13 protein-coding genes are annotated in these 14,566 nt (G+C 71.6%); 5 read left to right on the top strand and 8 right to left on the bottom strand.

All coding sequences use genetic code 11. The features are described 5' to 3' along the window. The 4 genes from AC1DX8_RS19990 to AC1DX8_RS19975 all read left to right on the top strand — a co-directional run. Nucleotides 1-984: carbohydrate ABC transporter permease (locus tag AC1DX8_RS19990; RefSeq protein WP_477631705.1), on the top strand; the 984-nt coding region annotated here is incomplete at its 5' end. A 7-nt stretch (nucleotides 985-991) separates the two neighbouring features. Continuing rightward, a complete protein-coding gene (locus tag AC1DX8_RS19985) occupies nucleotides 992-1,927 on the top strand; it encodes a carbohydrate ABC transporter permease (protein ID WP_477631704.1) in 936 nt (311 codons plus the stop codon). Further along, the gene (locus AC1DX8_RS19980; RefSeq protein WP_477631703.1) at nucleotides 1,924-3,309 is read left to right on the top strand and encodes a GH1 family beta-glucosidase; all 1,386 of its coding nucleotides are present in this window, start codon (nucleotides 1,924-1,926) and stop codon (nucleotides 3,307-3,309) included. Before AC1DX8_RS19985 ends, AC1DX8_RS19980 begins: the two co-directional genes overlap by 4 nt. Before the next feature lie 18 nt (nucleotides 3,310-3,327). Beyond that, entirely contained in the window at nucleotides 3,328-4,353 is a 1,026-nt protein-coding gene (locus AC1DX8_RS19975) for a LacI family DNA-binding transcriptional regulator (protein ID WP_477631702.1), read from the top strand. Nucleotides 4,354-4,371: 18 nt separating this feature from the next. Here the strand turns inward: AC1DX8_RS19975 and AC1DX8_RS19970 are convergent, their stop codons facing one another. The 5 genes from AC1DX8_RS19970 to AC1DX8_RS19950 form a co-directional block, all read right to left on the bottom strand. Continuing rightward, complete coding sequence (locus AC1DX8_RS19970) at nucleotides 4,372-5,106, bottom strand: DUF4191 domain-containing protein (protein ID WP_056920710.1); 735 nt, start codon at nucleotides 5,104-5,106, stop codon at nucleotides 4,372-4,374. Between the two features lie 19 nt (nucleotides 5,107-5,125). After that, entirely contained in the window at nucleotides 5,126-6,163 is a 1,038-nt protein-coding gene (gene lipA / locus AC1DX8_RS19965; RefSeq protein WP_477631701.1) for a lipoyl synthase, read from the bottom strand. A gap of 126 nt (nucleotides 6,164-6,289) precedes the next feature. Continuing rightward, a complete protein-coding gene (locus AC1DX8_RS19960) occupies nucleotides 6,290-6,970 on the bottom strand; it encodes a DUF6198 family protein (RefSeq protein ID WP_477631700.1) in 681 nt (226 codons plus the stop codon). After that, nucleotides 6,945-7,583 (bottom strand): lipoyl(octanoyl) transferase LipB, encoded by a 639-nt coding sequence (gene lipB, locus AC1DX8_RS19955; RefSeq protein WP_477631699.1) that lies wholly within the window; start codon nucleotides 7,581-7,583, stop codon nucleotides 6,945-6,947. The genes AC1DX8_RS19960 and lipB overlap by 26 nt, the downstream gene beginning before the upstream one ends. Nucleotides 7,584-7,606: 23 nt before the next feature. Beyond that, nucleotides 7,607-8,338: a Type 1 glutamine amidotransferase-like domain-containing protein gene (locus tag AC1DX8_RS19950; RefSeq protein WP_477631698.1), complete on the bottom strand. Its 732-nt coding sequence runs from the start codon at nucleotides 8,336-8,338 to the stop codon at nucleotides 7,607-7,609. A 70-nt stretch (nucleotides 8,339-8,408) separates the two neighbouring features. Here AC1DX8_RS19950 and AC1DX8_RS19945 point away from each other — a divergent pair, with 70 nt between their 5' ends. Next, entirely contained in the window at nucleotides 8,409-10,007 is a 1,599-nt protein-coding gene (locus tag AC1DX8_RS19945) for a serine/threonine-protein kinase (protein ID WP_477631697.1), read from the top strand. 15 nt (nucleotides 10,008-10,022) lie between these two features. On the opposite strand, the gene AC1DX8_RS19940 is transcribed toward AC1DX8_RS19945, so the two are convergent. From AC1DX8_RS19940 to lpdA, 3 genes are all read right to left on the bottom strand, one after another. Then, entirely contained in the window at nucleotides 10,023-10,934 is a 912-nt protein-coding gene (locus AC1DX8_RS19940; RefSeq protein WP_477631696.1) for a TIGR01777 family oxidoreductase, read from the bottom strand. A 25-nt stretch (nucleotides 10,935-10,959) separates the two neighbouring features. Continuing rightward, on the bottom strand, nucleotides 10,960-12,840 hold the full coding sequence (sucB, locus tag AC1DX8_RS19935) for a 2-oxoglutarate dehydrogenase, E2 component, dihydrolipoamide succinyltransferase (protein WP_477631695.1): 1,881 nt from the start codon (nucleotides 12,838-12,840) through the stop codon (nucleotides 10,960-10,962). Between the two features lie 96 nt (nucleotides 12,841-12,936). After that, entirely contained in the window at nucleotides 12,937-14,328 is a 1,392-nt protein-coding gene (gene lpdA / locus AC1DX8_RS19930) for a dihydrolipoyl dehydrogenase (protein ID WP_477631694.1), read from the bottom strand. Nucleotides 14,329-14,566: the final 238 nt, after the last annotated feature.

Raw genomic sequence — 14,566 nt, 5'->3', positions numbered from 1 at the left:
GACAGCACCCACCGAGGGAGAGCCGTGACCACCACCACGCCCGACCACGCCGTCGGCGCAGCACCGCCGACGACCGCTTGGCGGCAACGGCTCCGGCGAGCCGACACCCGCCTGTCGCCGTACGCGATGGTCTCGCCGTTCTTCATCCTGTTCGGGATCTTCGGCCTGTTCCCCCTGCTCTACACCGCCTGGGTCTCGACGCACGACTGGAGCCTGCTCGCCGGTGACCAGGGCTGGGTCGGCCTCGGCAACTACACCGAGCTGATGCAGGACAAGGACTTCTGGAACGCGATGCTCAACACCTTCGGGATGTTCGTCGTGGCCACCGTCCCGCAGCTCGTCCTCGCGATGGTGCTGGCCCAGATGCTCAACTCGCGGCTGCGCGGGGCGACGTGGTGGCGGATGGGCATCCTGCTCCCGAACGTCACGTCGGTGGCGGCCGTCGGGATCATCTTCACGATGATGTTCAGCCGGGACTTCGGGCTGTTCAACTGGATCCTGGGGCACGTCGGGGTCGACCCCATCGCGTGGCAGGACCACCGCTGGTCGTCCTGGGTCGCGATCTCCACCATGGTCGACTGGCGCTGGACCGGCTACAACGCCCTGATCCTCCTTGCCGCCCTGCAGTCGGTGCCCACCGAGATCTACGAGGCCGCACGCATCGACGGGGCGAACGGGTGGCGGACGTTCTGGTCCATCACCGTGCCGATGTTGCGCCCCACGCTGATCTTCGTCTCGGTTGTCGCCACGATCGGCGGCACCCAGCTCTTCACCGAGCCGCTGCTGTTCAACCCCGGGGCGAACTCCATCGGTGGCGGCACCACCGGTCAGTTCCAGACCGCAGCCATGTACCTCATCCAGCAGGCCTTCACCGGCCAACGGTTCGGGTACGCCGCGACCATCGCGTGGGTGCTCTTCCTCTTCATCGCGGTCTTCTCCGCCGTCAACGTGCTGCTGCTGCGGCGCATCCGGTCGGCGGAGTGAGGCGACGATGACCCAGATCCAGCTCCCCGCCGCCGTGCCGCAGGTCGTCGTCCCTGTCGTCGAGACCCCCAGCCCTCGGCGGCGTCGCTCGCTGGCCCGGCTCGCGGCCCAGAGCAGTGGCGCCACGCCGGCCGGCAAGCTCGTCTACCTGTGCCTGGCGATCTCCGTCCTGCTCTCCGCCGGGCCGCTCTACTACATGGTCGTGATGGCCTCACGGCCGAACAGCGACATCACCTCCGTGCCACCGCCGCTCACTCCCGGCGACCAGCTCGGCACCAACGTCTCGAGGGTCTTCGCCAACCAGGACGTGATGTTCGGCCAGGCCATGGTCAACTCCGTGCTCGTCGCCGGAGTCGCGACGGTGTCGGTCGTGGTGCTGTCCGCACTGGCCGGCTTCGCCTTCGCCAAGCTGCGGTTCCGCGGACGAAATGCGTTGCTGCTCCTCGTGATCGGCACCATGATGGTCCCTGTCCAGCTGGGTCTCGTGCCGCTCTACATGCTCATGGGCAAGCTCGGACTGGCGGGCACCTTGCCGTCGGCGCTGCTGCCGTTCCTCGTGAGCGGGTTCGGGGTCTTCATGATGCGGCAGTACACCGCGCAGGCCATCCCCAACGAGCTGATCGAGGCAGCCCGGGTCGACGGGGCGTCGACGTTCCGGATCTTCTTCTCGGTCGTCTTCCCGATCCTGCGCCCGGCCGCCGCTGTGCTCGGGTTGCTGACCTTCATGGAGCGCTGGAACGACTTCCTCTGGCCGTACCTCACGCTCGACGCCGAGCACCCGACGGTGCAGGTCGCGCTGTCCCGTCTCTCCGGCGGCTACTACACCGACCAGGCCCTGGTCATGGCCGGGACCCTCCTCGGGACCCTGCCGCTCGTCATCGTGTTCATCGTGTTCGGTCGCCAGATCATCGGCGGCATCATGCAGGGCGGAGTCAAAGGATGACCATGCCGATCCACCGCAGTCAGGTGCACAGCCAGGTGTCGCGCAGCGACTTCCCCGACGACTTCGCCTGGGGCGTCGCCACGTCGAGCTACCAGATCGAGGGAGCGACGTCGGAGGGTGGCCGCGGGCCGTCCATCTGGGACACCTTCGCGGCCACGCCGGGACGGGTGGTGGACGGCGACAACGGAGACGTGGCAGTCGAGCACTACCACCGCTACCAGCAGGACGCCGACCTCATGAAGGACCTCGGGGTCGACGCCTACCGCTTCTCGATCGCGTGGCCGCGGCTGCAGCCGACGGGTTCGGGTCCGGTCAACGAGGCGGGGGTCGACTTCTACAGCCGCCTGGTCGACAGCCTGCTGGAGCGGGGCATCACGCCCTGGGCGACGCTCTACCACTGGGACCTGCCGCAACCCCTCGAGGACCTGGGCGGCTGGCCGGCGCGAGACACGGCATACCGCTTCGCGGAGTATGCCGCGCACGTCGCCGACGCCCTCGGCGACCGGGTGAAGCACTTCATCACCCTCAACGAGCCCTGGTGCTCGGCCTTCCTCGGGTACGGCAGCGGCCGGCACGCGCCCGGTCGTGCAGACGGTGCCGACGCCCTGGCCGCGTCGCACCACCTGATGCTCGGGCACGGGCTGGCCGTGCAGGCGATCCGCGATCGGGTCCCTGACGCGCAGGTCGGGATCACCCTCAACCTCTATCCCGTCGCGGGAGCCCACGACGGGCACGGTGTCGACGACGCGGTGCGGCGCATCGACGGGCTGTCGAACCGGTGGTTCCTCGACCCGGTGCTGCGTGGCTCCTACCCCAAGGACGTCGTCGAGGACGTCGCTCACGTCAGCGACCTCGCGTTCGTGGCGGAGGGCGACCTGGAGACCATCAGCGCCCCGCTCGACTTCCTCGGGGTGAACTACTACACCCGGCACGTGGTGGCGCCGGGCGCGTTCCCCGGGTCGGGCCTCGTCGACTTCACCGACCGCGGGTTGCCCACCACGGCGATGGGCTGGGAGGTCGACGCGGACGGGCTCTTCGACATCCTCACCCGCGTGACCCGCGACTACGGCGACATCCCGCTGGTGATGACCGAGAACGGTGCCGCCTTCGACGACGAGGTCGGCGCGGACGGGTCGATCCACGACCCGCAGCGGATCGACTTCCTCGCCAGCCACCTCGAGGCGGCGGCGCGCGCGGTGGCCGCGGGAGTGCCCCTCACGGGCTACTTCGCCTGGTCGCTGATGGACAACTTCGAATGGGCCGAGGGCTATGCGAAGCGGTTCGGCATCGTGCACGTGGACTTCGAGACCCAGGAGCGGACGGTCAAGGACAGCGGACGCTGGTATGCCGCGTTCCTCGCCGGTGACCGCACGCAATACTGACCCCATGAGGCACAGCTCGTGAGCACCGGCACCGGCAGCCAGYCGACCCTCGAGGAGGTGGCGGCCCGCGCCGGCGTGGGCCGCGGCACGGTGTCGCGGGTCGTCAACGGGTCACCGCAGGTCTCGGAGCGCACCCGAGTGCGGGTGATGCGAGCAGTCGACGAGCTCGGCTACGTGCCCAACATGGCGGCGCGCGCCCTCGTGACCCGACGGACCGGCGCCATCGCGCTGGTGATCAGCGAGCCCGAGGAACGGATCTTCGGGGAGCCGTTCTTCGCCGGGGTGGTCCGGGGGATCACCACCGTCGTGGGGGAGGCATCCAGGCAGCTCGTGCTGGCCCTCGTGCAGACCCGCGAGCAGGTCGACCGCCTCGACACCTACCTGACGCCCCAGCACGTCGACGGCGTGCTGATGCTCTCGGCCCACGACGCCGACACCCTGCCGAGCCGGATCCAGGGACGCGGCCTGCCCATCGTCTTGTGTGGCCGACCGGGCCAGCCCGGAGAGCTGAGCTACGTCGACGTCGACAACACCGGCGGCGCCCGTGAGGCGGTGACGCACCTGGTGTCGAGTGGTCGCACGGTGGTCGCCCTCATCGCCGGTCCGCAGGACATGATCGCCGGTCGCGACCGCCTCGACGGCTACCGCGAGGCTCTGGTCGCCGCGGGTCGCGAGGTCGACGAGTCGTTGATCGAGGTCGGCGACTTCAGTGAGGTCAGCGGTGCAGCGGCGATGACCGCCCTCTTGGAGCGGCGCCCCGACATCGACGCCGTGTTCGCGGCCAGCGACCTCATGGCGCTGGGCGCGCTGCGGGTCCTGCGCGAGGCGGGTCGCAGCGTGCCGCAGGACGTGGCGCTGGTGGGCTTCGACGACGGCCCGTTGGCAGCCGTCGCCAACCCGCCCCTGACGACGGTGCACCAGCCCATGGAGCAGCTCGGCCGCGAGATGGCGACGATGCTGCTCGCGCAGATCAGCGCCGGGGGAGTGTCGGCTCCCGAGCAGCGGGTGCTCGACACCTCGCTGGTCGAACGCGCCTCCGGCTAGGACCGGCGTCGGTGGGGACTAACGCCCGCGCATCGCCTTGCGGTCGACGCGGGCCTTGTTCGGGTCCATGCCAGCGGGGATCGGCGGTCGCAGGCCACCGAGCGACTTGAGCCGCTTGTTGACTGCCGACACCTCCTCCTTGGTGAGGACCGGCTTCATGCGGGTGATCTTGCTGCCGAGCTTGCGGATCGGCACCTGGTCGGCGCCGTCGCCGACGACGACCGAGGTCACGGGCACGCCGGGGGCGACGCGCTCGACCTTCTTGCGCTCCTGGGTGAGCAGCTTGGTGCGGCGGGCATCAGGGCCCTCGCCGATGAGGACGATGCCGGGACGACCCAGGGCGCGGTAGACGAAGGCCGCTCCGGCGACGTCCTCGGGGCGGGTGCCGCGGGCGCCGTCGACGGCCACCGGCTGCTGGTCGTAGAACCAGCCCCGACGCAGGGCGCCGAGGGCCGCACCAGCCGCCCCGGGCTGGCCCTCGAGCGAGCGGTAGGCCGCGCGCTCCGCCATCCGCGAGAGGACGAGCGTGGCCGCGAGCAGACCCACGGGCACGGAGAGGAACAGGGCGTACTTCCAGTGACCCAGCAGGGCGCCGATGCTCACGCCGACGGCGATCACGGCGAGGAACGCGAGCAGCATCCACCACGGGATCGTCGGGTCAGCCTTGCGCGAGGCCGTGAAGACCTGGCGGATCTGGGCGAACCGGCCCGGCTTCTTGGGCGTGTCCGACTGCTGCGTTTCCTTGCGGGCCATGAGGGTCAGGATACGGGTGTCAGGCGGGGGCGCCCAACGCGCCCGGCTGGCGTGCGGCGAGGAGGGAGGAGGCCTCCTGGCGAGCCGGGTCACCGGCGGCGTCGGCGAGGTGCTGCAGGTGCTCGGGGATGTCACGACCCCACTTGCGCATGGCGGTCGCCCACAGGCGTCCGGCGCGGTAGGACGAGCGGACCAGCGGCCCGGCCATGACGCCCTTGAAGCCCATCTCCTGGGCGACATCGCTCCAGTGCACGAACTCCTCGGGCTTCACCCAGCGGTCGATCGGGTGGTGGAGCTTGGACGGCCGGAGGTACTGCGTGATGGTGAGGATGTCGCAGCCGGCGTCGTGCAGGTCGCGGATCGCCTGCTCCACCTCGTGGTCCTCCTCGCCCATGCCCAGGATGAGGTTGGACTTGGTGAYGAGCTCGGCCTCGCGCGCCATCGACAGGACCTTGAGCGACTTGTCGTAGGTGAACGCGGGACGGATCTGCTTGAAGATGCGGGGCACGGTCTCGAGGTTGTGGGCGAACACCTCGGGTCGTGCGTCGAAGACCTGGCCGACGAGCTCGGGCTTGGCGCCGAAGTCGGGAGGGAGGATCTCGACGCCGGTGTTGGGGTTCTTGGCGTGGATCTGGCGGATCGTCTCGGCGTAGAGCCAGGCGGCACCGTCGGGCTGGTCGTCACGCGCGACGCCGGTGACGGTGGAGTAGCGAAGACCCATCTGGGCGACGGACTCGGCGACGCGGCGCGGCTCGTCGCGGTCGAGGGCCTCGGGGCGACCGGTGGCGATGTCGCAGAAGTCGCAGCGGCGGGTGCAGACGTCACCGCCGATGAGGAAGGTGGCCTCGCGGTCCTCCCAGCACTCGAAGATGTTGGGACAGCCGGCCTCCTGGCAGACCGTGTGCAGTCCCTCGGTCTTCACCATCGAGTGGAGCTTGGTGTACTCGGGACCCATCTTCGCGGTCGTCCGGATCCACTCGGGCTTGCGCTCGATCGGCGTCTCGGCGTTGCGCGCCTCGACGCGCAGCAGTCGACGGCCCTCGGGTGCGATGGTCACGAAGACTCCCTTGCCTTCCGTTCGGTGCACCACCAGCAGCCGGTATGCCGCGGGGCACGGGTGCGCCCGGAGGTCACCGGGCGTCCTCCAAGACTACGCCTGCCGGCCCGACGATATTCCGCCCCCTCAGGCGCTCACCTTGCGGCTGTGGAAGAGCGTGCGGGTCAGCAGGTCGACGGTGGGCCCGACGAAGAGCGAGACCATCAGGGTGCCGGGGCCGACCGCGGCCCCGAGGGCCCAGCCGGCCAGCGCGCTCACCGCCTGCAGCACCGTGTAGCTCCACTTGAACGGCAGCGGGGGGTCGAAGGCAATCGCCGCACCCTCAGCCGGCCCGGCGCCGGTGTGCGAGGCGAGGTAGCCGGCCACGCCCACCGAGAGCAGCGCGAACGCGATGGCCAGCTCGACGAACCTCGGTCCGAGGGCGTCGGGGGTGGGGAGCAACGGCGTGACGGCGCTGACGGTGCCACCCACCACCACGGTCTGCACGACAGTGCCGATCCCCGGGCGGGTGCCCCGAACCCATGCCAGCGCGATGAGCAGGATGCCGACCCCGCCGTTGACGACCACGAACGGCAGCCCCGAGGTCTTGGTGAGGCCCGAGATGAGGGTCGAGTAGCCGTCGGAGCCGAGGGCGGCGTCGAGGAGGACGGCAACGCCGACACCGAGGACGACACAGGACAGCACCAGCTGGACCAGGCGGCGCCCCAACGACGCGCGGGGGGCGTCGTCCCGGGGCCCTGACTGCGGTGGGGCCTCGACGGCCCCCACGTCGGCGGGCTGGTCAGGCACCGGTGGCGAGGACGTCACCCAGGTGCTTCTCGGCATACGGGAGCACGTCCTGGACGGTGACCACGCGGCCGGCTTCGCGGGTGATCGAGCTGACGCCGGCGTCGTCGATGCCGCAGGCGATGATGTTGTCGGCCCAGGAGAGGTCGGCGTCGCAGTTGAGCGCGAAGCCGTGCATGGTGACCTGGCGGCTGACCCGCACCCCGATGGCGCCGAGCTTGCGGTCCGGGCCACGCTCGTCGGCCAGCACCCACACCCCACTGCGCCCCTCGACCCGGGTCACCTCCACGTCGAACTCGCGACAGGTGCGGATCATCACCTCCTCGAGGCGGCGGACGTGGGCGACGACGTCGATCGGCACGCCGTGCAGCCGGACGATCGGGTAGCCCACGAGCTGTCCGGGGCCGTGCCAGGTGATGAGCCCACCGCGGTCCACGTCGATGACCGGCGTGCCGTCGAAGGGACGCTGGTGGGGCTCGGTGCGCTTGCCCGCCGTGTAGACGGCTGCGTGCTCGAGCAGCAGGACGGTGTCCTCTGCCCCGTCGACGACAGCTGCGTGCACCTCGCGCTGGTGCGCCCAGGCCGCCTCGTAGTCCACGAGCTCAGGGGCGAATCCCACGTGTTCGAACCGCATGCGGGCCAGCGTACGCCGAGCGCTCAGGGGGTTCGGAGCCGCCGCGGGTCGATCCGCTCCTCGACGGCCTCGTCACCCTCGCGCAAGACGACGAAGGCACCCTTGCCGTCCTGCTCGCTCACCGCCTCGACGAGCTCCGTCCCGTGGTAGACGAGTCCCACCCCGTCGTCCGTGCAGTGCGTCGTGGGCAGCGTGCCGTCCGCGACGAGCCGGTGCACCAACGGTCGACGCCGCTCCTCGGAGTCGTAGTGCACGCCGTTCCCGTAGGGCAGGAAGCCCAGCCCGTTGGTCACGGCGCGGAGCTCGGGTCCGAACGAGTCGGTCGTGCCCCCGGCATACCAGCAGATCGAGCCGGCGGAGACGCCGGCGAGGACCACGCCCGCCTCCCAGACCCGCCGGAACACGGGCGCGAGCTCGTGCACCTCCCAAACCGCCAGGAGCCCTGCCACCGAACCGCCGTTGACCCACACCACGTCCTGCTCGAGCAGGTGGCCCTCGATGTCGTCGAGGTTCGGCATCGGGAAGAGGTAGAGGTTGGTGAAGTCGAAGCCGGCGACGCGCGCCGCCTCGGTCATGTCGTCGCCGAGCCAGCGCTGGTCGCCGCTGGCCGTCGGGAGGTGCGTGACGCGGGGTCGACCGGTGGCGCCGGACAGCTCTACCGCGTGGTGGATCAGCGAGTTGAACTCGAAGGAGGTGCGGTGTGCACGGCGGTAGCCGCCGGAGGTGGCCAGGATGGTGGGCTGGTCTGCGGGCATGCCCAAACTCTAGGAGGGGCCCTGTGGACAACCGGCAGGGTGGTCCCGCACGGCTCGGCAGACTGGCGACGTGAGCCCGGACCGCACCGCCCTGCCCGCTCCTGACGCCACGGCGCCACCCGAGGTCCCGGGCTACGAGCTGGGCGAGCTGCTGGGCCGGGGAGCGACGGGAGCGGTGTGGGCGGCCACCAGCAGTGCCGACGGGCGACGGGTCGCCGTCAAGGTGGTGCCGGTCGCCCGACCGGAGCAGGCGCACGTCCTGGCCCGGGAGCTCGCCGTCCTCGGGCGCGTGGAGGTCGAGGGGCTGGTGGGGTTCCACGAGGCCGTCGGTCTGGACGCCGAGCAGCCCGCGGTGGCACTCGTCCTCGACTTCCTCGCCGGGGGCTCCCTCGAGCGGGCCCTCGCCGCGCGCGGTCACCTGAGCGTGGGGGAGTCCGTGACCGTGCTGTCCCCGGTCGCTCGCACCCTGGCCGGTCTGCACGGGCTCGGGGTGGTGCACGGCGACGTGACCCCGGCCAACGTGCTCCTCGCGCAGTCCGGGCGACCGTTCCTGGCCGACCTCGGGGTGGCCCGCTTGGCGGGCGAGGCGCCCGGAACTCTCTGGGGCACACCGGGTTTCGTCGCGCCTGAGGTGATCGAGGGCGGCGTGCCCAGCCCTGCCGCTGACGTGTATGCCGTGGGGGCACTGGCCTGGTGGTGCGTCACCGGTGCGGCGCCGCGTCCCGCGGCGCTGCGAGAGCCGCTGGAGGACCTCGTGCCCGGGTTGCCCGCGGCGTGGTCAGAGGTGACGACGCAGGCTCTCCTCGGCGACCCGGCGCTGCGCCCGACCGCGGCGGAGCTGGCCCTCGCCTACTTCGACTCGGCTCCCTGTGAGCCGCTGCGACTGGTCGTCGGGAACGACGAGACCTCCCTGCTCACCCAGCGGCTGCGTCGCCCGCCGACCTCACCTGCCGACGTGGTGCCGCCACCGCGACGACGGCTGGCGGGGGCGCTCCACTGTCGCCGCACGGCCGCGCTCGCCACCGTGGTGGGCCTCGTGGCCGTCCTGGCCGCCGGCACCCTCGCGGCCACCGGTGTGGTGAGCACGCCCAGGTGGCTGGCGCGGGGGACGGGCACCCCGCAGGCGGGCGCCCCGACCAGCGGTCACACGGCGGGCGGCCCGGCCCAGACCCCCTCCCTGGTGCCGACCCAGGCACGTGGTGCGACCACGACTCCGGCCAACGGCGCGACGACGCACGCCACGGTCGCACTCCGTACGGACCCCGCGACCGACCCGGGCGCACCGGACCGAGATCCGCGCGCGCTCATGGTGACGCTGGCCGCCCTCCGTGCCGAGGCGGTGACCAGCCGGTCGCCCGCGGTCGTGGCCCGGCTGGACGCCCCGGGGTCCGCGGCGCTGGCCCAGGACACCGCGCTGGTGGCGGACCTCACCGCCTCCGGCACGGCGTGGCACGACGTGCGCTTCGAGGTGGTCTCCGCGCACCCGGTCGCGCACCGAGGGGGCGCGGCGACCATCGACGCGGTCGTGTCCACGGCGGCATACCAGGTGGTCGGTGCGACGGGGCGGTCGGAGGCGCGTCCAGCGGCAGTCGGGCAGCTGATGCGGTTCGAGCTGGTGTGGGCGGCCGGACGCTGGCGGGTGGACCGGGTGACGGAGGTGCCCGGCTAGGTCCGGGACGGGGTGTTACGAGTGCTGCGACAGGACCCAGCGCAGGGCCGACTCGACGGTCTGGTCCTGGTGCACGAAGCCCGACTCGAGCAGACGCGTCGGGAGGGCGCGCTTGCTGGTGAGCACCTCGTCGGAGAAGCCACCCAGCACGAGCTTGATCCCGAATGCCGGAGCCGGGAGGAGCGCCGGCCGGTGGATCTGTCGGCCGAGCTCTCGGGCGATGTCGACCTGGTGGTCGGGGTGCGGCCCCACGAGGTTGACGGGCCCCTCGAGCTCCGGGTGGTCGACGAGGTGGGCCAGCCCGGCGACGGTGTCGCGCAAGGAGATCCACGGCCACCACTGCCGGCCGCTGCCGAGCGGTCCGTTGATGCCGAGCTTGGCCAGGGGGAGCATGCGCGCCATCGCGCCGCCGTCGGGGGCGAAGACCAGCCCTGTGCGCGGGTGGGCCACGGACAGCCCGGCCTCCCGGGCCGGGTCGGCCGCAGCCTCCCAGGCCCGGACGACCTCGCTGAGGAAGCCCTCGCCCGGGGCGGACTCCTCGGTGAGCACCTCGTCGCCCCGGTCGCCGTAGATGCCGACGGCGGCGCCGCTGACCAGCCGCACCGGTTGGCCGCTGGCCGCCAGTGTCGCGAGCGCCGTCGCGACGGTGGTCGTGCCGTCCACGCGGGATGCGAGGATCTCGCGTTGGTAGGAGGGCGTCCAGCGCTTGTCGCCGACCCCCGCCCCGGCCAGGTGCACGAGGGCCGTGACGCCGTCGAGGCCGGCCGGATCGAGCCGTCGCGCGGCTGGGTCCCACTGCACCTCGTCCGGCGCAGTCGGGGCACGACGGACCAGCTTCAGGACCTCGTCGCCCCGACCACGGAGGAAAGCCGACAGCGCGCCGCCGATCAGTCCGGAGGCACCGGTGATGGCGACGCGCTGTGGCACGAGCTGCTCCTGTCCGACCGTCTCCTCAGAGACCCAGGTCGGAGTCGAAGTTGCCGTCCTCGAGACGGTTCTTCATCGTCGTGAGGAAGCGGGCCGCATCGGCGCCGTCGACGACCCGGTGGTCGTACGACAGGGCCAGGTAGACCATCGAGCGGACCGCGATGGTCTCGCCACCGTCGCCGTCGGAGACGACGACCGGGCGCTTGACGACCGCGCCAGTGCCGAGGATCGCGACGTTCGGCTGGTTGATGATCGGGGTGTCGAACAGGGCACCACGGCTGCCCGTGTTGGTCAGCGTGAAGGTGCCGCCGCCGAGCTCGTCAGGGCCGATCTTGTTGGTGCGGGTGCGCTCGGCGAGGTCGGCGATCTTGCGGGCCAACCCGGCGATGTTGAGGTCGCCGGCGTCCTTGATCACCGGGACGAGCAGGCCGCGCTCGGTGTCGACCGCGACGCCGAGGTTCTCGGTGCCGTGGTAGGTCACTTCGGTGCCGTCGACGCTGGAGTTGACCGAGGGGTGGGCCTTGAGGGCCTCCACCGCGGCCAGCGCGAAGAACGGCAGGAAGCTGAGCTTGGTGCCCTCGCGCTGCTCGAACTCGGACTTGGCCTTGGCCCGCAGGCGGGCGATCTTGGTGACGTCGACCTCGACCACCGTGGTGAGCTGGGCCGACACCTGGAGCGACTCCACCATCCGCTTGGCGATGGTCTGGCGCAGGCGCGACATCTTCTCGGTCGTGCCGCGCTTCGGGGAGACGGCCGCAGCGCTGCCGCCCGAGGACGCGGGCGCTGCCGAGGCGGCAGCCGGAGCGGGCGCAGCGGCAGGTGCCGGGGCTGCGGGAGCGGCGGCTGCTTCCTGTGCCGCCTTCGCTGCGTCGAGCACGTCCTGCTTGCGGATCCGTCCGCCCACGCCGGTGCCCTTGAGCGACCCGAGGTCGACCTGGTTGTCGGCCGCCAGCTTGCGCACCAGCGGGGTGACATAGGCCGACGCGTCGGTCTCGTCCGAGGACGACGGGGCCGGAGCGGCCGGAGCGGCGGGGGCCGCGGGGGCTGCCGGAGCCGGGGCTGGCGCGGGGGCGGCTGCGGGTGCAGGGGCGGCCTGGGCGGGCGCCTCCTGTGAGGGAGCCTGCGCGGCGGGGGCCTCCTGCTGAGCCGGGGCTTCCTGGGCGGGGGCTTCCTGGGCGGGAGCCTCCGCGGCAGGTGCCGGGCCGCCACCAGAGCCACCGATGACGGCGAGGTCGCCACCGACCGGGACCGTCTCGTCCTCCTGGACGAGGATCTTGGTCAGGGTGCCGGCCACCGGCGACGGGATCTCGGTGTCGACCTTGTCGGTCGAGACCTCCAGCAGCGGCTCGTCCACGTCGACGTGGTCGCCCTCGGCCTTGAGCCAGCGGGTGACGGTGCCCTCGGTGACGGACTCGCCCAGCGCGGGCATCGTCACGGTCTCGCCGCCGGACGAGCCGGAGTCGGAGCCGGAGTCGGCGGGGGCGGCCGCGGGGGCGGCCTCGGCGGGGGCCTGCTCCTGCTCGCCCGAGTCCTGCGCGTGCTCGGGCTCGGAGGTGGCCGGCTGCTCAGCCTGCTCGGTGGAGGGTGCCTCTGCGACCGGGGCCTGCGCGGCCTGCTCCTGCGGCTGCTCCTGCTGTGCGGGCTGGTCGTCACCGCCGGAGCCCTCGGCGCCATCGCCGATGACGGCGAGGTCGGCGCCCACGGGGACGGTGTCGTCCTCCTGGGCGAGGATCTCCTGCAGCACGCCGGCCACGGGCGACGGGATCTCGGTGTCGACCTTGTCGGTCGAGACCTCGAGCAGCGGCTCGTCAACCGCCACGGTGTCGCCGACGTTCTTCAGCCAGCGCGTCACGGTGCCTTCGGTGACGGACTCACCCAGGGCTGGCATGGTCACGCGTTCAGACATGTGCCTGTCTCTCCTTGTACTCGTGTTCGCTGGCGGTACTGCGGCGGTGCGGATGGTGCGGATGGTGCGGCGGTGCGGGTGTGGCGTGCGCTCGGGTCAGCCGTGCGCGTGGAGCGGCTTGCCGGCCAGGGCGAGGTGGGCCTCGCCGAGGGCCTCGTTCTGGGTGGGGTGCGCGTGGATCAGGCTGGCGACGTCGGAAGGCAGTGCCTCCCAGTTGTAGATGAGCTGCGCCTCGCCGATCTGCTCGCCCATCCGGGCGCCGATCATGTGGACGCCGACGACCGGGCCGTCCTTCTCGCGGACCAGCTTGACGAAGCCCTGGGTCTGCAGGATCTGGGACTTGCCGTTGCCACCGAGGTTGTACTCGTAGGTCTCGATGTCGGAGTACTTCTCGGTGGCCTGCGCCTCGGTGAGCCCGACCGAGGCGATCTCGGGGTCGCAGTAGGTCACGCGCGGGATGCCGGTCTCGTCGATCACGGCGGGAGCAAGACCGGCGATCTCCTCGGCCACGAAGATGCCCTGCGCGAACCCGCGGTGCGCCAGCTGGAGGCCGGGCACGATGTCGCCCACGGCATACACGCCGTCGACGCCGGTGCGCAGACGCTCGTCGGCGATGACGAAGCCGCGGTCGAGGGTGACCCCGACCTCGGCGTAGCCGAGACCCTCGGTGACCGGACCGCGACCCACCGCCACCAGCAGGAGGTCGGCCTCGATGGTGCTGCCGTCCTCGAGCGACACCGTGACGGTGTCGCCCGACTGCGTCGCGCCGGCGAACTTCACCCCCGTCTTGAAGGCGATCTTGCGCTTGCGGAACGCGCGCTCGAGCGTCTTGGAGATGGCCTCGTCCTCGGCAGCCACGAGCCGGGGAAGGGCCTCGACGATGGTGACCTCCGAGCCGAAGGAGCGGAAGACCGACGCGAACTCGACGCCGATGACGCCGCCACCGAGGACCACGACACGGGGCGGCACGACGTCGAGGGCCAGCGCCTGCTCGGACGTCATGACCCGTCCGCCGATCTCGAGGCCGGGGAGGGACTTGGGGTAGGAGCCGGTGGCGAGCACGACGTTGCGTCCGCGGACCAGACGCCCACCCACGTCGACGGTCGAGCGGTCGACCAGTCGGCCGGCCCCTTCCACCAGCTCGATCTTGTGGGCCTTGGCCAGGCCCTGGAGGCCCTTGTAGAGGCGCGCGACCACGCCGTCCTTGTAGGCGTTGACGCCGCTCATGTCGACCGACTCGAAGGTCGACTTCACGCCGAACTGCTCACCCTCGCGGGCGGTGTCGGCGACCTCTGCGGCATGCAGCAGCGCCTTGGTCGGGATGCATCCGACGTGCAGGCAGGTGCCGCCCAACTTGCCCTTCTCCACGAGCGCCACGGTGAGTCCGAGCTCGGCGGCGCGGAACGCGCACGCGTAGCCGCCACTTCCTCCTCCGAGGATCACCACGTCATACGTGGCCTCTTCGGTGGTCTCGGCGTCAGCCGACATGCTCGCTCCCTTGCGTCGTGTGCATCGGACTTGCGCGTCACCCAGGGGTCGCGGTCAGGTCGTGGCCGGTCCGGGATCGACACAGAGCATCTTGTCACTGATTGCACAGCGAGGCGCAAGCAGGTCGGCCGGTGGTCGACCGGGCGCCCACCAGCAGTGACTCGCTGCCACGGTCGCGCGCCCGATGCCGCGCCGAATGCCGCGCCGAATGCCGCGCGGAATCGCGGCGGATGGTGCG

This window comes from Pedococcus sp. P2_A3, from assembly GCF_056405035.1.
This window is presented reverse-complemented; position numbering and strand designations above follow the sequence as displayed.